The following is an 18,344-nucleotide window of genomic DNA, read 5'->3' on the forward strand; positions in this document are numbered from 1 at the left end:
TCGATCCGACCTTCAGCATAACGGAGGCAGAGGGGACATGACACGGCCATGCCCCACAGGCGATATGCCCTATCCGAACAGCTTGTCGTAGAGCAGCGTGCCCCAGGTCAGGCCCGCGAAGATCAGACCGAGCATCACCGCTGCCGAGCCCATGTCCTTGGCGCGCCCGGACAGTTCATGAAACTCCGGGCCGATGCGATCGATCGCGCACTCCACCGCGGAATTGAGCAGCTCGACCATCAACACGATCAGGATGGAGCCGACCAGCAGCAGCCACTCGATGTGCGATTCTCCGATCCACCAGGCGAACGGCAAGAGTAGCGCGCACAGGATCAACTCCTGCCGGAAGGCTTCTTCATTGCGCCAGGCCGCCTTGAGCCCCTTGAGAGAGTAACGCGCGGAGTGCTTGAGGTGGGTCAGGCCGGTATGCCGTGATTTCATCTTCGGGTCTCGTGCAGACGCAGCACGGTGGCTGCAGAGGCCGATCTTTCAATCGGACGATGACGTTTACCAGAAACACGTCTCGGGAAGAGCTGCCAGCACACCGGCTGGCGACCTCGCAGCGCTAGCTGCGCGGTTTTCACGACCAAAGGCTACCCGAGACCTCATCACCGAGCATGCTCTAATACCGCCAGGCGCTCGATGACGGCGGCGATGATAGCAAAGCCCGCGATGTTGCGGCATTGCCGATACTGTCATCCAACAACAACAAGTCAACGCCCGGGAACTGCCCATGCCTTCCTCATCTCACGACACACGCCAGACACTCGGTCACGGACTGGCGCGCAACTTCCTCGGCCAATCGCCGCGCTGGTACAAGCAGTTGATGTGCCTGTTCCTGATCACCAATCCGCTGCTGCTGTGGTTCAGCGGCCCTCAGGGTGGGGTGATCGTCGGCTGGCTGTTGCTGGGCGAGTTCATCTTCACGCTGGCCATGGCGCTCAAGTGCTACCCGCTGCAACCCGGCGGCCTGCTGGCGATCGAGGCCGTCGCCATCGGCATGGCCTCCCCGGATGCCATCATGCAGGAGATGGAGCGCAATCTGCCGGTGATCCTGCTGTTGATGTTCATGGTGGCAGGCATCTACTTCATGAAACCGTTGCTGCTCTATACCTTCACCAAGATCATTCTCGGCGTGCGCTCCAAGACCTGGCTGTCGCTGATGTTCTGTCTGGCCAGCGCCCTGCTGTCCGCCTTCCTGGATGCCTTGACCGTGACCGCGGTGATCATCGGTATCGCGGTGGGCTTCTACTCCGTCTATCACAAGGTGGCGTCAGGCAAGAATTTCGATACCCAGCATGATCACGCCAACGACATCAGTGTCGAGGCGATCCACAGCGAAGATCTCGAGGACTTCCGCGGCTTCCTGCGCTCGCTGTTGATGCATGGTGCCGTCGGTACCGCGCTGGGGGGCGTCAGCACCATGATCGGCGAGCCGCAGAATCTGGTGATCGCCAAGGCCGCCGAGTGGGATTTCCTGTCCTTCTTCCTGCAGATGGCCCCCGTCACCCTTCCCACCTTCTTCGCCGGACTTGCGCTGTGCGTGCTGCTGGAACGCGGCCGCTGGTTCGGCTATGGCCAACGCCTGCCTGCCAGCGTCCGCCGGATTCTCGAGGACTATGATCGCCATCAGGATGCGCGCCGCACCCCGCGCGAGCGCGCAGCGTTGATCGTGCAGGGGGTGGTGGCCATCCTGCTGGTCCTGTCACTGGCGCTGCATCTGGCCGAGGTCGGGCTGATCGGGCTGGCGGTGATCATCCTGTTGACCGCCGGCAACGGCATCACCGATGAGCATCAGATCGGACGCGCCTTCCAGGAAGCGCTGCCCTTCACGTCACTGCTGGTAGTGTTCTTCACCATCGTCGCCGTCATCCACGAGCAGCATCTGTTCCAGCCCTTCATCCAATGGGTGCTCAGTCTGCCGATGGAGGACCAGGCGGGGGCGCTGTTCCTCGCCAACGGACTGCTGTCCGCCATCTCGGACAATGTCTTCGTGGCGACGGTATACATCACTCAGGTAAAGAACGAGTACCTGGCGGGCAACATCAGTCGTGAGCATTTCCATGCGCTGGCGGTGGCGGTCAACACCGGCACCAACCTGCCAAGCGTGGCGACCCCCAATGGTCAGGCGGCGTTCCTGTTCCTGCTCACCTCGGCCATCGCCCCGCTGGTCCGGCTGTCCTACGGGCGCATGGTATGGATGGCGCTGCCCTATACCGTGCTGATGACCCTTGTCGGCCTGGCCACCGTGCGCAGCTTCATCTGATCAGCGGCCCCGGTTGCGTCAGTCTCATCCCAATGTCGAGGTCTCGGGACTTCCCCGCGGCGTCGCTTGCAGGCACTGTGAGACCGAGCGTCTCACGCCAGACGCCCTGACACCTTCACGCAGGAAGAGCGCCAACACCAACGCCAATCACGAGGAGACTGCCATGTCCCGCGCACTGATGCTGCACGATGAGACCCCACGCGCCCGAGTCGTCGAACTCTCCGATGATCAGCTACCCGACCTGCCTGTCACGGTGGCCATCGAGCGTTCCGGCCTCAACTACAAGGATGCGCTGGCCATCACCGGCCGTGGCAAGATCGTGCGCGAGCTGCCCTTCGTGCCGGGCATCGATTTCGCGGGACGTGTCGAGGCCTCCGATTCGCCGGACTTCCAGCCAGGCGACGAGGTCATCCTGACCGGCTGGGGCGTGGGCGAGCGTCATTGGGGCGGACTGGCCGAGCGCATGCGCGTCAAGCCCGAGTGGCTGGTCAAGCGCCCCGCGAACCTGAGTGCCGAACAGGCCATGGCCTTCGGCACGGCGGGCCTGACTGCCATGCTGTGCGTGATGCGTCTCGAAGAGGCCGGCCTGACGCCCCAGCAAGGCCCGGTGATCGTCACCGGTGCCACTGGCGGGGTCGGCAGCTGGGCAGTGCAGATGCTGGCCGAGCAGGGCTTCGAGGTCCACGCGGTCAGCGGCAAGGCCGAGCAGCGTGAGTGGCTCGAGTCACTGGGCGCGAGCGAGGTCCATCTGCGCAGCGATTTCGAGGAGAAGGGTCGTCCGCTGGAGAAGAGCCGCTGGGCCGGTGCCGTGGATACCGCCGGTGGCCAGGTACTGGCCAACCTGCTGGCGCAGATGCATTACGATGGCAAGGTGGCGGCCGTGGGACTCGCGGCGGGCGCGGACCTGCCCACCAGCGTGATGCCATTCATCCTGCGCGGCGTCTCATTGCTCGGCGTCGACAGCGTGATGATCAATGCCGAGCGTCGCCAGCAGGTGTGGCAACGCCTGGCGGAGGTCTCCAGCGAGCTGCACGCGCGGATGCAGCTGGAGACGGTGGGACTGGATGACATCGCGGCACGTGCCGAGGCCATGATCGACGGCAACATCAGTGGCCGCGTACTGCTGGATCCCGCCCGCTGACATGCCAGCGCGCACCACGAATCGCAGCCGATCACGGAAAAAATGCGCCATTGCCTCGAAAATTGCGCCAAGTCATTGATTGTTGCGGTGCAATACGCTGTTTGAGGTTAGCCAAGGCGGCCTCACGACGCTATGCTCTAGGCATCTCGTTACGCCCTGTCGAGCGTCCCGAGTGCCCTCCCCTCAGCCATGCCGGGCGTGTGGAGGATCACCCCGCCTTCGGGCGGGGTTTTTTGTGCCTGTCACACAGGCCATGAAGACGAAAGCCCCCGCCAGCTGGCGGGGGCTTTCGTGTCATGCAGTCACGGCCGATGGATCAATTGCGCTCGATCATCGCGGTCAGGTCCTCCGCGACCGGATCCAGCACCTGCGGCCAGGAAAGATACGGCACGGCGGCACGCCCGTTGACCATCACGGCAAAGGCTCCCCAGCGGCCTGTCTGGGTGCGGAAGTAGCCCGAGATGGCGCGCACCGGCACAGGATTGTTGAGCGTTCCCGTCTTGACCATCACGTGGTTGCGGAAGGTCTCGCTGCCGCGCCGAATGAAGCGCATCGGACCATTGGCCGGTGCCTGAAGCCCAGCAACGAAAGTGGGGAACAGGGCCGGACGGTGGTACATGCTGTCGAGCAACGCGATCAGACCGTTGACGCTGGTACGGTTCTGCGAGGTCAGACCACTGCCTGAATACAGCGTCAGCGGACCGTGACCCGGAATCGCGCTGGCGAAGGTCTCAAGCTTGGCGCCTCCCTGACGCAGCGTGGCCTGACTGCCACCGACCAGTGCCAATGTCAGCTGGTCGGCCATGAAGTTGTTGGAGTAGTTGAGCATCCGCGTCAACAGCTCCTGCATCGGCTTGCCCTCGACACTCCCCAGCTGTACCGCACTGGAAGGCGGCGCCGTGGTGGTGATATCCACGCCGCCCGTGACCGCGATGCCGGCACGCGCCAGCATGTCGCGCATCAGCTCGCCGGTATACAGCGCCGGATTGGACACGGCACGGTAGATGCTGCGCGGCTGGCTGTCGGCGGCGATGGTGCCACTGACGACCAGCGTATCGCGCCCGTTGCTGGTGGTACGCCGCGCATTGAGGGCATTCTTTCCGCCGGCCGCGACGGTGGTGACCTGATTGTCGAAGATCTCGGTGGGCTGGGTCGTGTCACAGCTGGCAAGTCGCGCCGGCGCCTGACTGCCCGCCCCCGGCATCACCTTCACGCACCAGCTGGCATAGTTGCTGGCCGCGGACGACAGCAGCGCATCATAGGCGTTGCTCGAGCGACGCGAGGCATTGCAGCGATCGGTACTGATGCATGGCACCGGCCCGAAACGCCACTGACTGACCAGCAGGCGTCCCTCGATGCGCCGGATGCCTCTGAAGCGCAGCTCTTCGGTCAGACGCCACAGTTCTTCACTGGTCAATGCCGGGTCACCACTGCCCTCGAGCACCAGATCGCCGGTCAACACGCCGTCATTGATCGAGCCCGTGCTGCGCAGACGTGTGGAGAAGCGATACTGCGGCCCGAAACGGTCCAGCGCCGCGCCGGCGATATAGAGCTTGGACAGCGAAGCCGGCGTCAGTTGCTGGTCGGGATTGACCGAGGCCAGCGTCTCGCCGGTGTCCAGCATGCGAGCCTGGGCACTGACGATGAAGCCCTTGTCAGCCAGGCGAGTGAGGTTGTCGAACCCGGCTGCCTGCGCCGGCCCGGTCGCTACTAGGGTAGCGCCGGCGGCGATGGCCAGTCCGCGCAGCGAGCGCGTGAAGCGCAGCGGCATTCCCGACACCGCGGGGTGTGCCGCTGCCTTGAACGGGCGAAGCAGCGAAGAGAGCAACGTGGGCAGCAACGCAGGTCGCGCAGAGGTTGGTGCAGTGCGAAGTAGAGGCATGAGGCATCCAGTGACGTCGTCGGTGAGCATCCATGTCACAGCCGGATTGGCGCCGTGATGCCTCTAGCTTAATGAGGAGTGGCGCTGGAAAACAGATGCAGGACGGCAACTCCCCCCACGATCATCGCCAGACCCAGGATCGCCGGCAGGTCCGGCATCTCGCGATAGACCACCGCGCCGAACAGGGTGACCAGCACGATCCCCAGTCCAGACCACACCGCATAGGTGACGCCCAGCGGCAGGTCCCGCAGCACCAGCGTCAGAAGATAGAAGGCGATGCCGTACCCCACCACCACGATCAGGCTGGGGCCGAGTCGCGAAAAGGACTCGGAGGCCTTGAGCGCACTGGTCGCGATGACCTCTGCCAGTATTGCCAGCGCCAGAAAGACATAACTCATCGACTCACCTCATGGAATGTGGTGACGGGTGCTTCCGCTCACGGGCAGCCTTGCGTGCCAGCAGGCGGGTCATGACCGCGTCGAACAGTGGATTGAAGATCATGGCCCAGACAAGGAAGAAGGCCACGAAACCAAGGTCCAGCAACAGTGCCTGCCATAGCCCGATCTCCAGCCAGGCCGCGACGAGGAAGACCGTCACCAGCACCAGTCCCAGCTCGAAGCCGAGTGCCTGGGTGATGCGCTGAAGCATATTGCGCTGGCGAGTCGGTACCCAGCGGTCGAACATCCAGTTCCAGACCGTACTCCAGATCACGGCCAGCGTGGACATCACCACGGCCAGGCTCCCCATGCTCGCCAGATCATGCCCCGTCAACATGGCGGACAGCGGGGCCACGATCAGAATGCCGCCCAGCTCCAGCAACCCAGCCTGTGCCAATCGCTCTTTGTTGGAACGCATCACCGAGACTCCTGCTCAGACTTCGCACATGATGCCGTGCGGCTGTGCGAGGTGGATATGTCAGGCATTCTAGAGGTCATGGAGATGGATAAAAGTTAGTATCCATCTAGTATTCAGATGGATCGAGGCGAGAGGCAAGGCAATGAACTGGACACTGGAACAGCTGACGACGCTGCGTTGCGTGGCGGAAACGGGGTCTTTCTCCGCCGCAGCACGTCGTCTAGGCCGTGCGCAGTCCGCCGTCAGCACCGCCATCGCCAATCTGGAGATGGACCTGGGCTGCGAGCTGTTCGATCGCACCCCGCGTACCCCCATCCTGACACCTGCAGGCAAGGCACTGCTGCACGAAGCCAATAGCGTGCTGGTGCAGTGCCAACGCCTGGAGGCCCGTGCACGCACCCTCAGCGAGGGCCTGGAAGCCAGCCTGACTTTGGCGATCGATGAAGCGCTGGTGGAGATGCCACCCGTGATGGAAGTACTGGAAAAGATGGCGGTGCAGTATCCGACACTGACACTGAATCTGCTCAATGGGGCTCAGGATGAAGTGGCGCGCTGGGTGGAGCAGCACGAGGCCAACCTCGGCATCCTGTTCTGCCAGCCGCTCTGCGCCATGGCACTGGAGCGGGAGGCTCTGGGACGACTGGAGCAGGTGCTGATCGTCGCCCGCGACCATCCCCTGGCACAGCTCGAGAGCCCGACCCACAGCGATCTGGCGGATCACCGTCAATTGATGATCGGTCAGCGTCAGCAGCTGGGCCCCGGCCAGGAAGCTCCTCGTTCACAGCGTTTCTGGCAGCTCAACAGCTTCTATGCCATGGCGGAACTGACGACACGTGGCCTGGGCTGGGCACAGGTGCCACGCCACATCGCCCATTACCCGCCCTTCCAGAAGCGGCTGGCGATACTGGACCTGAGTGCACTGGGCGCCACCGCCGATATCGATATCGAATTGATCTCGCGACGTGACAGCCCCCGCGGCCCTGCCGCCAGCTGGCTGCGCCAATCACTGCGCGACACCTTCCGTGACAGTCACGCCGCCATCGCCAACCAGAACCTGCCGCCGGCATGACACGCCTCACACCTGCAGGGGGTAACGCTCAGGCGTGTGCTCGAGCTGGCATTCAAGGCGCCACAGCGCCTGACCGGACTCATGATACTTGCGCTCGAAGTGGGTCAGATAATCGCCGTGCGGGACAAAGGCCTCTGCCGTCACCTCGACACCGGTGGCATGACCGATGGCCTGAGCGAATTCCAGTGCGTAGATCTGCCAGTTGGTGCGCAACTCGAGCCGACCGCCCAATGCCATGATGATCGGAAATACCGGATGGCCTTGCCAGCGCATCTTGAGGTGACGCGCCTTGGGATAGGGATTGGGATACAGCAGGGTGTGATGAGCCGGCGCCCAGCCTGCCGCCAGTGCGAGACGCCAGAAATCAACGAGATCAGCACGTACCAGCAACGCGTTGTCCGGAAGCTCGCCGTGCTTGCGAGTGAGGCGGTCCTCGCTGCGATCGACCCCGATCACCGCATGATCCGGATGGGCCAGTGCCAACAGGCGGGTCGAGCGCCCGACGCCACAGCCGCTGTCCAGCCACAAGGGCTTGTCCTGTTCCGCCAGCCAGCGTTGCGCCTGTTCAAACGCCTCACGCGTGTGCTCCGCGACTGGCTTGCGCAGCGGATGTGCCATCGCACGGCGTACGCGCCGCTCGATGTCCTCGTGGGGGCCGGTCTGGGGAGAGTCGATCTGACGGGAGTTGGCGTACATCGGAATTCCGGTGGCAGGCGAGCAGAAAATGGACGAGGGAATTCTAGCAGATTCCTCTTTCGGGAATCCGCCGCGCCCCGCTCGGTCTGGCGGCAAGCGCCGGCAGGCAATGCACAAAAAAAGGCGCATGCCTCTCGGCACGCGCCTACACCAACTCTAGCGACTCAAACAGCCCCTGAAGCATCTCATCCGTCACGCCCATAATCAAACAAACGATTGATCTTTTTTCGTGACCCAGGACCTCGGTGGAATGGCCTACCCTGCAACGCAGGATATCGCACAGTGTTCGCAGCGAGTCCTCGCTAGCGCCGCAGCCTGAGAGCAGGGTGCATGACGCCTGTATTGAGGGGGTGTTATCATCGCGGCATCATTTGGACGAATGCCCGCAGAGGCGTCGCCCAGACCAACGACTCACAGCATTTTTCACGAGGAAAGCGGCTTGTCACACTTACCGGTGATCGTCGGCATGGGCGGAGTCAACGCCGCCGGCAGGACTTCGGGTCATCAAGCCTTCCGGCGCACGGTGCTCGAGACTCTGTCGGAGACGGACCGCCAGGAGACCCTGCTGGGCCTTGCATCGCTCATGAATCTCGCCCGCTGCGACGAGCAGGGTCAGTGGTTCGATGCCGAAGGCCAGCCCGCCGAGGCACAGGCACTCGCGGCTCGTCTGGAAGAGCAGGTACTGGCACATTCCCTGATTCGTCGCATCGAAGACGAACGCTTCAATGACGCCGGGATTCCCGCCAACCGCCAGTCACGCCTGACGTTGACCGAGGACCTGAGCTTCACCCTGCGCAGCCGCCAGCTGCCGGAGCAGCCACCCGCCGCGTGGCAGATCCGCGAGCTGGACAATCGTCGCGTCGAAGTCACGGTGCCGGCAGGCGAATTCGATGTTCTTCTGCCGGACAACCGCAGGGCACTGGTCCGCGCCGCCGGTCAGCTGCCCAGCGGCTTCGCGCCGGAGCAGCTCTACCGCAGCGTGCATCACCCTCGCGGCCTGTCGATGACCATCTTCGGCGCCAGTGATTGCCTCGGCGACAGCGGACTTGACTGGGACTCGCTGCGCGACAGCCTCGACCCCGACGACATTGCCGTCTATGCCGGCAACTCGATCGGCCAGATGGACACTGAAGGCTGGGGCGGACTGATGAAGTCCTTCGTGGCCGGCGAGCGCGCCACCTCCAAGCAGATGCCGCTGGGCTATGCCCAGATGCCGGCCGACTTCCTGAATGCCTATGTGCTTGGCAATGTCGGGGGAGCCGGTGCCGCGATGGGTGCCTGCGCCAGTTTCCTCTACAACCTGAAGCTGGGCCTGAATGACATCCGCAGCGGACGCCGTCGCGTGGTGATGGTAGGCACGGCGGATGCGCCCATCACGCCGGAAGTCATTGAAGGGTTCCGCAGCATGGGGGCGCTGGCCGATGACGAGAGCCTCAAGGCCCTCGATGCGCTGGAAGTCCTCACTGACAGCGATTACCAGAAAGCCTGCCGTCCCTTTGCGCGCAACTGCGGTTTCACCATCGCCGAAGCGACCCAGTTCGTGATTCTGATGGCGGATGAGCTGGCGCTGGAGACCGGCGCTCGCATCCTGGGCAGTGTCCCGGATGTCTTCGTCAATGCGGATGGCTGGAAGCGGTCCATCTCGGCACCGGGCGTCGGCAATTACATCACGCTGAGCAAGGCGGTGGCGCTGGCGCGAGACATCGTCGGTGATGAAGGCGTACGCCAGCGCAGTTTCGTGCATGCGCACGCCACCTCCACACCGAAGAACCGCACGACCGAATCCCATGTGCTCAACGAAGTGGCGCGGGCCAACGGTATCGAAGCATGGCCTGTCGTGGCGGTGAAGACCTTCGTCGGCCACAGCCAGGGCAGCGCGGCGGGTGATCAGACGGTCTCGGCACTCGGCAGCATGACCACCGGCATTCTGCCGGGCATTCCGACGCTGGATGCCATCGCCGATGACGTCCATCACAGCCATCTCGACATCCGACGCGAAGCTCGCGAATTCTCGGCCGATGTCGCCTTCATCAATGCCAAGGGATTCGGTGGCAACAACGCCAGCGGCGTGGTGCTGTCGGCCGATGTCACGCTGAAGCTGCTGACAGCGCGACATGGTGACGACGCCCTGGCGGCCTGGCGTGAGCGCAGCGGCCTCTGTGAGCAGCGTCGGGCGGACTATCTGGACAAGGCGCAGCGCGGTGAATTCACGCCGACCTACCGCTTCGGCGAGGGTGTGCTGGAAGGGCCGGAGCTTGAGATCACTGATCGCGAGATCCGCATTCCGGGATACGCGAAAGCCGTCTCTCTCAAGGTCGACAACCCCTTCGGGTCACTCTAGCGACACCTCGTGAGCGACTGCCGTGAAGAGCGCTCCCCCAGCCTGCTGGCCACAGCAAGGCTGGGGGTTCTACACTCGGACTGGCCACCAGCTTTCGCTCGTTGCCCGCAGGCGTCTTGCACCAAGACCAGAGCGCAGGCTTCTCACCCTTCGTCGTCCATTGCAGCAAGGCCGTCCGCGATGGCCCGCTGACAGAGCACGAGTTCGTCATGCCCAAGAACATTGCCGTCTACCCTGGCACCTTCGATCCGATCACCAATGGCCATACCGACCTGATCGAGCGTGGTGCTCGCCTGTTCGACAAGGTCATCGTCGCGGTCGCCTACAGCCCGAGCAAGCAACCCGCCCTTCCACTGGAACTGCGCATCGAGCTTGCCCGACAGATTCTCTCGCATCTCGACAATGTCGAGGTCATCGGCTTCAGTTGTCTGCTGACGGAGCTGCTGGAACAGCAGAATGCGCGTATCATTCTGCGCGGCCTGCGCGCGGTATCCGACTTCGAGTACGAGCTGCAACTGGCCAACATGAACCGGGCACAGGCGCCGCACGTCGACAGCCTGTTCCTGACCCCGGAACTGCAGAACTCCTATATTTCATCGACCATCGTGCGCGAAATCTCGCGACACGGGGGTGATGTGTCGCGTCTGGTGCACCCGATAGTGGCCGAGGCTCTTGCCAGCCACTTCAATCCGCCCGGCGCCGACACCGCCACAAGCTGAGGACACCACCATGGCCCTGATCATCACTGATGAGTGCATCAACTGCGACGTCTGCGAGCCGGAATGTCCCAATGGCGCCATCTCGCCGGGTGAAGAGATCTATGTCATCGACCCGGACCTGTGCACCGAGTGCGTCGGCCACTTCGATGAGCCGCAATGCCAGCAGGTCTGCCCGGTTGACTGCATCCCGCTCGACCCGGCCAACAAGGAAAGCCAGGAAGAGTTGATGGAGAAGTACCAGATCATTACGGCAGCGCTGGGCAACTGATCTGCACCTGCCCGCCACCACGAGCGCCTGCCCCTGTCAGGCGCTCGTGGTGGACTGACACTCCTGCAACGCCTGTAGAAGCCATGTCCTGACTCCCTCCTTGGCAGCATTCCTCTCCCTCCTGTCCTGTCGCCTCTCCTTTCTACTCCCGCTTGCTCGTCTCTCTTCTATTGTTTTCTCCCTTCACTCTTCTCTCTTTTCAACCTCTTCCATCCTGCGTGCTTCGCGATGTGCGATGACCGCACGAGTCTCAATACCAGCGGTCAGCCGCTGACACCGTGCAGGACGGCTCACCTTGCGCGACTTCCCGGGAGGCAGGCGCCTCGCACTTTCATCAGCGATAAAGAATATGATGGTGGATAGCGCGACTATCGGTTAATTTCTGTTAGTACACAGTAACAGAAGTATTCTATCCTGTAGGGATACAGTCACCGATCGCCCTTCACGCGCACGGAATGCACATGTCATCACGCCAACTGCCGTCAGCCCTGAAAATGCCAGCCTTCAAAGCCCATACTCCACTTCCCGCCTCGGGATTGGTCGGTCTGGCCGGAATGCTGGTCTTGATGGTGCTGCTGATCCTGCTGCCACGCCCCGATATCTTCACGTCAGTCGCGCAATACCTCATCCCGCATTCACTGCTTGAGATCGGTGCGGTACTGGTCGCCTCGATGGCGGCCATTTCCATCTTCCAGGGCCATCGCAGCACGGTCCCCGTCAGCTTCGTGGTGATGGGCTGTGCCTTTCTGCTCTCGGCCTTCTTCGACCTGATTCATATCTTCAGCTATGACGGCATGCCGAACTTCGTCAGTGAGGCGTCGGTACAGAAAGCCATCCACTTCTGGCTGGCGGGGCGGACGGCCTTCGTCGTGGCGCTGCTGGCACCCTGCCTGATCACCTCACGCCCGATGACGCGCCGCCGGCTGCCACTGGCGTTCGTCTTGACGCTTGTCATTGGCCTGCTGGTCAGCTGGGTAGGGCTCTATCATCTTGACTACCTCCCCGCGACCTTCATCCCCGGAAGCGGCCTGACGGCGTGGAAGATCGGTTACGAATGGGTACTGGCGATCGGATCCCTGATCGCCGCGATCCTGCTGCTCAGCTCCCGACGTCTGCCCGAGGGCACCAACATCAGCTGGCTGGCCGTCGCCGCGCTTGCCACTGGCCTCTCGGAGCTCTGCTTCACCCTGTATGCCACTGCCCACGACGTCTTCAATCTCCTGGGGCACCTGTACAAGGTGGCCGCCTACGGCATGCTCTACCACGCCATCTATTCCTCACGCCTGGTCTACCCCTACCAGCGACTCAAGGACATGAGCAGTGCGCTGGCAGAAGCGGAACAGCGCTGGCAGTTCGCGCTGGAAGGTTCAGGCGCCGGTGTCTGGGACTGGAAGCAGGACAGCGATCAGGTCTTCTACTCTCCGCAGTGGAAAGCGACGCTGGGCTATGAAGAAGAGGACATTGGCAGCAGCTTCGACGAATGGAAATCGCGCATACACCCTGACGACATGCAGCGGACGCTGGAAGACCTCAAGCAACACTTCGAGGGGCACAGCGTCGAGTACCGCAACGAGCATCGCATGCTGACCCGCAGCGGCGAATGGAAGTGGATTCTGGATCAGGGAAGAGTCGTCGAACGCTCACCGGACGGTCGACCATTGCGCATGATCGGCACTCACAGCGATATCGACTGGATCAAGGAACAGCAGCAACGCCTGATCACCAGTCGGGCACGGCTGCGCTCCATCTACCATTCGGCCCCCGTGGGCATCATCGTGGCAGATTGCAGCGGCACCATCGTCGATGCCAACTCCGCCATGCACAACCTGCTGGGCAGAGGTGAAGCCGAGCTCTTCCAGCAGTCCCTCTGGGGGCTGTTCTCCCTCGAGGAAGTCAGTCGCCTGAAGCGTGCCTGGGGGCAGCTCCAGCGCGAGGGCGGCAACTTCCAGGACGAATACCACATGCAGACCGCGCGCGGGCATCTGTTCTGGGCGGAAGTCACCCTTACTCCGCTTGAAGGCGAGGATCGCACCCTGGTGCTGGTCAACAACATCGAGGACCGTCGCCGCGCCATCGAATTGCTGGAGGAGAACGCGACGCTCTACCAGGAAGTCTTCAGTACCGGCAACGCCATCAAGCTGCTGATCGACCCGGAACTGGCTGAAATCATCGATGCCAACCCGGTCGCCGCCGATTTCTACGGCTACAGCATCGGTGAGATGTGTGGCATGCCCCTGGGACGCATCAACGTGCTGGCAAGCCAGACGCTCTCGAAGCGCATCCGTTCGGTGGTCAACCGTACTGACAACCACTTTGAAGCCAGCCATCAGCTGGCCAACGGCGAACTGCGTGACGTCGAGATCTTCACAGGCCCGGTTGACCTCAATGGCCGCACGCTGCTGTTTTCGATCGTGCACGACATCACGGATCGCAAACGCGCGCAACGAGACCTCCAGATCGCCAATCTCAAGCTGTCGCGCCTCTCGGAGAGCCGCACCCAGATCCATCATCTTTCGGAACGCCTGCTGACCTGCTCACGACTGGACGAGATCGTCACCCAGCTCAATGTGCGCCTGCCCAGCCTGTTCGCCGGCTGCGAGGGCACGCTGCAACTGGCAGATCCGGCGGATCACCAGCAGAAGACACATATCCAGTGGGGGACGGCTCCCACGGAAGTCTGCGTACTCAATCACTCACTGAGCGTCGGGGATACGGTGATCGGCAACTTCACGCTGCAGATCCCTTCTGACAGCGAGAGTCAGGAACACCTCCGCCCGCTGGCAGAGGACGTCTGTCAATTGATCATGCTGGCGCTGGCTGACCTGCAACTGAAACAGGGGCTGGCCCATGAGGCACGTCGGGACACCCTCACTCGACTCTACAATCGCCGGCATCTAGATGAAGTGCTGCCACAGAAACTGGCAGAAGCCAGCATCGGCAACCCCCTTTCACTGGTAGTTCTGGATCTGGACAACTTCAAACAGGTCAACGATACCTACGGTCATGAGATGGGGGACCAGGTTCTGTCTCGCCTCGCCAGCATCATCCGCGAGTCGCTGCGCAGCTCGGATGAAGCCTGCCGTTATGGTGGGGAAGAGTTCGTCATTCTGATGCCGGGGGCCAGCGCTGCCGTGACACGCGCACGCGTCGAAGCCATCCTTGAAGCCTTCCGGGAAGAAAGTTTCGAGCATGACACCCTGGGACAGCTGACAGGGCTGAGCTTCTCCGCCGGCGTCGCCAATGCTCCCCACGACAGCCAATCGACCGACACGTTGTTCAGCATGGCCGACAACGCGCTCTATCAGGCCAAGCGCTCGGGCCGTCAACGCGTTCTGTGCTTCAACAATCTGCCCCCCACCGAAGACCGTCGAGTCACGTCCTCTCCCAGATGAGGCCTCGTGATATTGCAGCGCTCGAGTTCAGCCTCTTTCCGCTGACCCCGCACACGACACCGCCGGCCATGATGGCCGGCGGTGTCGTGTGCGGGGTCTTGTCACATTCCTGCATGGCTCTGGACAGGCGATGCTTCAAGTCGCCCCCCAGCGGGAGTCAGTCCCAGTCAACACGCGTCGTCTTGCAGCCAAGGCAGCGCGCGAAGGTTGCCTGCGCCGGTGTAGCCACCAGCACACGAGCAGTCTCATCGATATTCTGCCCCATGGCCGCGAACGGAGCCGAAACGACAAACAGCGCTGCCCCCACGACCGTCGTCGCCAACAGCAGAGGGCGCCCGACAAGCGCATCAGCCACCATCATGCCGGCACTCGGAGTATCATCCCCCTGCTCGCTGGGCAACTCGATGGCATAGGCGGGAGATGCCAGCATCAGTGTCATGCCCGCAGCCGCGATTCCGTTGCGCAGCCACATGCCCGACTGAAAAATCATGGATTTCATGCTCAGGTCCCTTGCGTATGGACGCTCCAAGCGTCCCTGTTATGAGTCTATACACTGGGGCAAGCACCACCAGCGCCTGACAAGCCGTGTCATCCATCTCACGTTCTCTAGATTAGCGCTCCGAAAGCCATACGCCCAGCTCTCTACCCTCATGCTGTGGTCAACGCCAACGGACTCACGCCGCGTCACCCGCGCTGCTCCTTTTACTGATTCAGCATCACCCACTACGGCAACGATCCCCAATGACCGATTCTTCACGACAAGCCGCCTCCTCTTCTCCATCGGCCGCTCGCACCGACCGCCATCTCTGGCAGCTCGCCTGGCCGATCATCCTTTCCAATATCTCGGTGCCGTTGCTCGGACTGGTGGATACCGCCGTGGTCGGGCATCTGGAAGATGCGATCTATCTGGGTGCCGTCACGCTGGGCGCGGTGCTGTTCAGCTTCCTTTACTGGGGCTTCGGCTTCCTGCGCATGGGCACGACCGGCATGACGGCCCAGGCACATGGCCGTGGCGATCACGACCGGCTGCGAACGCTGCTCGGACAGGGCATTCTGCTGGCACTGGCCATCAGCATGCTGCTGATGCTGCTCGGCTCGCCGCTCATTTCGCTGGGCCTGGGCTTGATGGAGGCCAGCGAGACCACTCGCGCACTGGCCCATGACTACGCCAGCATTCGCCTGTGGTCGGCACCCGCCGTACTGATCAATTACGTGATACTGGGCTGGTTTCTGGGCCTGGGGAATTCACGGGTGACGCTGGGTATCCTGGTGCTGACCAATGTGCTCAATATCGTGCTGGATCTCGCCTTCGTCCCAGGCCTGGGGATGACCAGTGATGGCGTGGCCCTGGCCAGTGTGATCGCGGATTACTGCGGGTTGGCGGCCGGCCTGTGGCTGGTGTCACGTCAACTCTCCCGCATGCCGGGTCACAGTGATCGCGCCGCCCTGTTATCACTGTCCGCCTGGAGCGTACTGATCCGCGTCAATCAGCACCTCTTCGTGCGCACCCTGTGTCTATTGGGCGCCACGGCCTATTTCACGTCCCAGGGAGCCAGCTTCGGGGACGAGACTCTGGCGGCCAATGCCGTGCTGCTGCAATTCGTGATGATCACGTCCTACGGGCTCGATGGTTTCGCGCAGGCTGCTGAATCCGAGGTCGGCCGCGCCGTGGGACAGGGAGACTGGCAGCGCTTCACCCGCAGCGTCAGGGCGGCTACACGCTTCTCGTTGGTCACTGCCGCCGCCGCAAGCCTGCTGCTATGGCTCCTTGGCCCGCAGATGATCGCCCTGCTGACGGACCTGCCCGAGGTACGACAACTGGCAATCACCTATCTGCCCTGGATGGTCGCCATGCCGTTGGTGGCCGTATGGAGCTACCTGCTGGACGGGATCTTCATCGGTGCCACGGCGACACGTGAAATGCGCAATACGCTGGTGGTCTCCCTGCTGGCATTCATCGGACTGTGGCCCCTGCTCGAGAGCTTCGGAAATCATGGCCTGTGGCTGGCGTTCCTGCTGTTTACCAGCGTTCGTTCTGTCGTGCTCGGCGGCTACTATCTGCATCATCGCCGTCACCACTGGCGCTGAACCCTACCGAGCAGAGCACGCCCTGTGTTGATCCAGCGATGAAGTGCTCGCCAGGCGCATCGGAGCCCTACCCCTCGACCATCGCGCGATACTCTACTGCTATCGGATAGACTAATGTGAGCATGCCAACCCAACTCCCATACCGATAAAAAGCCACAGGGAGCATCACATGCTGCAATCGCTATCCCGGCCAGCCGTCAAGCTGGTCGAGCGCTATCTACCTGACCCCTATATCTTCGTATTGCTGTTGACCGTCGTCGCGGCCGCAGCCGCCATGCTGATCGAGCAACGCTCCCCCGCCGAGGTAATGCGCTACTGGGGCGATGGCTTCTGGAATCTGCTGACCTTCTCCATGCAGATGCTGCTGGTATTGATCTCGGGGTTCATGCTCGCCAATACGCCGCCGGTGAAGAAGGGCCTGGCCAGCATCGCCTCGCTGGCCAGAACGCCTGGCAGTGCCATCATGCTGGTCACCTTCGTCTCGCTGATCGCCAGCTGGATCAACTGGGGCTTCGGACTAGTGATCGGTGCACTGTTCGCCAAGCAGCTGGCCAAGATGATCAAGGTGGATTACCGGCTGCTGATCGCCAGCGCCTACTCAGGTTTCGTGATCTGGCATGCGGGCATCTCGGGCTCGATTCCGCTGACCATCGCCACCGCGGGCCACTTCACCGAGGAGAGCATCGGCATCGTGCCCACCTCGGACACCATCTTTGCCTTCTTCAATATCGCCATCGTCGCGGCGCTGCTGATCATCATGCCGCTGGTCAATCGCGCCATGATGCCCTTCGAGAAGGAAAGCGTGTACGTGGATCCGGCCCTGCTGGAGGAAAAGCCCACCGAGATCAGCGACCAGCCTCGTCCCGCCGAGCGTCTCGAGAACTCACCGATCCTCGCCTGGGTCGTGGGGCTGTTCGGCCTCGCCTGGCTGGTGGATCACTTCGTGATTCGTGGCGGTGGCCTGAATCTCAACGTGATCAACTTCAGCTTCCTGTTCCTGGCCATCGTGCTGCATGGCACACCGCGCAAGCTGCTGGACAGTCTGAACGAGGCCATCAAGGGCGGCGCCGGTATCGTCATCCAGTTCCCCTTCTATGCCGGCATCATGGCCATCATGGTGCAGTCCGGACTGGCGACTACCCTCTCCGAGGGATTCGTGTCGATCGCCAGCGCCGAGAGCCTGCCGTTCTGGTCCTTCATCAGTGCCGGTATCGTCAATCTGTTCGTACCTTCCGGTGGTGGGCAGTGGGCGGTTCAGGCACCGGTCATGATTCCTGCCGCCCAGGCATTGGGTGCCGACCTGCCACGCGTCGCGATGGCCGTCGCCTGGGGCGATGCCTGGACCAACATGCTGCAGCCTTTCTGGGCACTGCCTGTCCTGGCCATCGCGGGCCTGAAGGCCAAGGACATCATGGGGTTCTGTCTGGTGCAGCTGCTGGTGACCGGTATCATCATCTCACTGGGGCTGACCCTTCTATGAGAAGGTCGCCGTGACGAAATATCTCTGACGAGACGTTCGAACGCCACGACTCCTGGCCCCTCGCAACGTCATGCCACCTGGCCCCCGGGGAGTGATTCTTCGGGGGCCAGGTCGTTCAGAGAGTGCTGATATGCCGCTCACAGGGTG

The 18,344-nt window shown here is 62.4% G+C and carries 15 protein-coding genes; 9 read left to right on the top strand and 6 right to left on the bottom strand.

Annotated elements, in window-relative coordinates; genetic code table 11:
- Positions 1 to 69: 69 nt before the first annotated feature.
- Positions 70 to 441: a diacylglycerol kinase gene (locus QD172_RS12990; RefSeq protein ID WP_077378057.1), complete on the bottom strand. Its 372-nt coding sequence runs from the start codon at positions 439 to 441 to the stop codon at positions 70 to 72.
- Between the two features lie 292 nt (positions 442 to 733).
- On the opposite strand from QD172_RS12990, the gene nhaB reads away from it, so the two are divergent.
- Both nhaB and QD172_RS13000 read left to right on the top strand, forming a co-directional pair.
- Entirely contained in the window at positions 734 to 2,266 is a 1,533-nt protein-coding gene (gene nhaB / locus QD172_RS12995) for a sodium/proton antiporter NhaB (protein ID WP_077378054.1), read from the top strand.
- 163 nt (positions 2,267 to 2,429) lie between these two features.
- Entirely contained in the window at positions 2,430 to 3,407 is a 978-nt protein-coding gene (locus tag QD172_RS13000) for an MDR family oxidoreductase (RefSeq protein WP_077378051.1), read from the top strand.
- A 316-nt stretch (positions 3,408 to 3,723) separates the two neighbouring features.
- On the opposite strand, the gene dacB is transcribed toward QD172_RS13000, so the two are convergent.
- From dacB to QD172_RS13015, 3 genes are all read right to left on the bottom strand, one after another.
- Complete coding sequence (gene dacB, locus QD172_RS13005; RefSeq protein WP_077378049.1) at positions 3,724 to 5,178, bottom strand: D-alanyl-D-alanine carboxypeptidase/D-alanyl-D-alanine-endopeptidase; 1,455 nt, start codon at positions 5,176 to 5,178, stop codon at positions 3,724 to 3,726.
- Between the two features lie 179 nt (positions 5,179 to 5,357).
- Positions 5,358 to 5,687, bottom strand: a complete 330-nt coding sequence (locus QD172_RS13010; protein WP_077378046.1) for a multidrug efflux SMR transporter — start codon at positions 5,685 to 5,687, stop codon at positions 5,358 to 5,360.
- A 4-nt stretch (positions 5,688 to 5,691) separates the two neighbouring features.
- Positions 5,692 to 6,144, bottom strand: a complete 453-nt coding sequence (locus tag QD172_RS13015; RefSeq protein WP_077378043.1) for a PACE efflux transporter — start codon at positions 6,142 to 6,144, stop codon at positions 5,692 to 5,694.
- A gap of 142 nt (positions 6,145 to 6,286) precedes the next feature.
- Between QD172_RS13015 and QD172_RS13020 the strand changes: the two genes are divergently transcribed.
- Positions 6,287 to 7,213, top strand: coding sequence for a LysR family transcriptional regulator (locus QD172_RS13020; RefSeq protein ID WP_084207855.1), 927 nt, complete (start codon positions 6,287 to 6,289; stop codon positions 7,211 to 7,213).
- Positions 7,214 to 7,219: 6 nt separating this feature from the next.
- On the opposite strand, the gene QD172_RS13025 is transcribed toward QD172_RS13020, so the two are convergent.
- Entirely contained in the window at positions 7,220 to 7,909 is a 690-nt protein-coding gene (locus tag QD172_RS13025; RefSeq protein ID WP_176494265.1) for an SAM-dependent methyltransferase, read from the bottom strand.
- Positions 7,910 to 8,375: 466 nt separating this feature from the next.
- Between QD172_RS13025 and QD172_RS13030 the strand changes: the two genes are divergently transcribed.
- The 4 genes from QD172_RS13030 to QD172_RS13045 all read left to right on the top strand — a co-directional run bounded on the left by QD172_RS13030 (position 8,376) and on the right by QD172_RS13045 (position 14,629).
- Entirely contained in the window at positions 8,376 to 10,250 is a 1,875-nt protein-coding gene (locus QD172_RS13030) for a beta-ketoacyl synthase (RefSeq protein ID WP_279856010.1), read from the top strand.
- Positions 10,251 to 10,459: 209 nt separating this feature from the next.
- A complete protein-coding gene (gene coaD / locus QD172_RS13035; RefSeq protein WP_077378212.1) occupies positions 10,460 to 10,969 on the top strand; it encodes a pantetheine-phosphate adenylyltransferase in 510 nt (169 codons plus the stop codon).
- Between the two features lie 10 nt (positions 10,970 to 10,979).
- Positions 10,980 to 11,237 (top strand): YfhL family 4Fe-4S dicluster ferredoxin, encoded by a 258-nt coding sequence (locus QD172_RS13040; protein ID WP_077378030.1) that lies wholly within the window; start codon positions 10,980 to 10,982, stop codon positions 11,235 to 11,237.
- A 461-nt stretch (positions 11,238 to 11,698) separates the two neighbouring features.
- On the top strand, positions 11,699 to 14,629 hold the full coding sequence (locus QD172_RS13045) for an MASE3 domain-containing protein (protein ID WP_167592960.1): 2,931 nt from the start codon (positions 11,699 to 11,701) through the stop codon (positions 14,627 to 14,629).
- A 157-nt stretch (positions 14,630 to 14,786) separates the two neighbouring features.
- Here QD172_RS13045 and QD172_RS13050 read toward each other — a convergent pair whose 3' ends face one another.
- Complete coding sequence (locus QD172_RS13050) at positions 14,787 to 15,128, bottom strand: hypothetical protein (protein WP_205632724.1); 342 nt, start codon at positions 15,126 to 15,128, stop codon at positions 14,787 to 14,789.
- Positions 15,129 to 15,370: 242 nt separating this feature from the next.
- Between QD172_RS13050 and QD172_RS13055 the strand changes: the two genes are divergently transcribed.
- Entirely contained in the window at positions 15,371 to 16,717 is a 1,347-nt protein-coding gene (locus tag QD172_RS13055; RefSeq protein WP_279855973.1) for an MATE family efflux transporter, read from the top strand.
- Positions 16,718 to 16,886: 169 nt separating this feature from the next.
- Positions 16,887 to 18,197, top strand: a complete 1,311-nt coding sequence (locus QD172_RS13060) for a short-chain fatty acid transporter (RefSeq protein ID WP_077378019.1) — start codon at positions 16,887 to 16,889, stop codon at positions 18,195 to 18,197.
- Positions 18,198 to 18,344: the final 147 nt, after the last annotated feature.

Source organism: Cobetia sp. 10Alg 146, from assembly GCF_029846385.1.
GTDB lineage: Bacteria > Pseudomonadota > Gammaproteobacteria > Pseudomonadales > Halomonadaceae > Cobetia > Cobetia marina.

Bases quoted from the DNA above. Each gene is read 5' to 3' on its own strand.
- QD172_RS13010 (WP_077378046.1), bottom strand. From the start codon at position 5,687: ATGAGTTATGTCTTTCTGGCGCTGGCAATACTGGCAGAGGTCATCGCG.
- QD172_RS13020 (WP_084207855.1), top strand. From the start codon at position 6,287: ATGAACTGGACACTGGAACAGCTGACGACGCTGCGTTGCGTGGCGGAA.
- QD172_RS12990 (WP_077378057.1), bottom strand. From the start codon at position 441: ATGAAATCACGGCATACCGGCCTGACCCACCTCAAGCACTCCGCGCGT.
- QD172_RS13060 (WP_077378019.1), top strand. From the start codon at position 16,887: ATGCTGCAATCGCTATCCCGGCCAGCCGTCAAGCTGGTCGAGCGCTAT.
- QD172_RS13025 (WP_176494265.1), bottom strand. From the start codon at position 7,909: ATGTACGCCAACTCCCGTCAGATCGACTCTCCCCAGACCGGCCCCCAC.
- QD172_RS13030 (WP_279856010.1), top strand. From the start codon at position 8,376: ATGGGCGGAGTCAACGCCGCCGGCAGGACTTCGGGTCATCAAGCCTTC.
- QD172_RS13000 (WP_077378051.1), top strand. From the start codon at position 2,430: ATGTCCCGCGCACTGATGCTGCACGATGAGACCCCACGCGCCCGAGTC.
- QD172_RS13040 (WP_077378030.1), top strand. From the start codon at position 10,980: ATGGCCCTGATCATCACTGATGAGTGCATCAACTGCGACGTCTGCGAG.
- QD172_RS13050 (WP_205632724.1), bottom strand. From the start codon at position 15,128: ATGAAATCCATGATTTTTCAGTCGGGCATGTGGCTGCGCAACGGAATC.
- QD172_RS13045 (WP_167592960.1), top strand. From the start codon at position 11,699: ATGTCATCACGCCAACTGCCGTCAGCCCTGAAAATGCCAGCCTTCAAA.
- nhaB (WP_077378054.1), top strand. From the start codon at position 734: ATGCCTTCCTCATCTCACGACACACGCCAGACACTCGGTCACGGACTG.
- dacB (WP_077378049.1), bottom strand. From the start codon at position 5,178: ATGCCGCTGCGCTTCACGCGCTCGCTGCGCGGACTGGCCATCGCCGCC.
- QD172_RS13055 (WP_279855973.1), top strand. From the start codon at position 15,371: ATGACCGATTCTTCACGACAAGCCGCCTCCTCTTCTCCATCGGCCGCT.
- QD172_RS13015 (WP_077378043.1), bottom strand. From the start codon at position 6,144: ATGCGTTCCAACAAAGAGCGATTGGCACAGGCTGGGTTGCTGGAGCTG.
- coaD (WP_077378212.1), top strand. From the start codon at position 10,460: ATGCCCAAGAACATTGCCGTCTACCCTGGCACCTTCGATCCGATCACC.